Raw genomic sequence first — 526 nt, 5'->3', positions numbered from 1 at the left:
GGATGTTGAGCACGAACTGCTCGATGCCCTGCAGGGCGTCTTTGGGGTCGTTGCCGCTTTCTAGAATGCCCATTTCAAATCCCCTCATCAAAACGGCGTTGAGCTTTAGAATTTCCTCACCAAAGGCCTCATAATACTCACAAGCTAGCTCTAAAAAATAGGTCCGCGAAAAGGCCAAAAAGGGCTGCGTCTGCGCAAGTTGGACTAAATCCTCCTCACTCAAAAAGGGCGTGTAAAAAAGCATTATGCGAGCCGCTTTTAAAGCCTCGCTTAAATCCACCACACTCAAAACCGCCCACAAAAGCTCCAGGTCGTTTTCAAACACCACAATATGATGATGGCGAGGATTTTCTAGGATATTTGCAAGCCACACGCCATTACCTAGCCCGTAAAAATAAAGCAGGGGGTAGTAGGGATACTTGGCATCATAAAGCTCGCGTAAAGCCTCCATTTCTCGCGCAAGATCCTTATAGAGCAAGCGGGGGGGCGGGGCGCCCCCCCCCGCGGACCCGCCCCGACGAAAAGA

The 526-nt window shown here is 50.8% G+C and carries 1 pseudogene; it reads right to left on the bottom strand.

The annotated features are described in order from the left end of the window. Positions 1–451, bottom strand: a pseudogene (locus Q4A73_RS04885) (DUF115 domain-containing protein); the annotation flags it as partial. Between the last annotated feature and the right edge of the window lie 75 nt (positions 452–526).

The organism is Campylobacter sp. (genome assembly GCF_030528245.1).
In the GTDB taxonomy this organism is placed as follows: Bacteria; Campylobacterota; Campylobacteria; order Campylobacterales; family Campylobacteraceae; genus Campylobacter_D.
The sequence above is the reverse complement of the archived record's forward strand: the minus strand, read 5'-3'. Positions and strand labels throughout refer to the sequence as shown.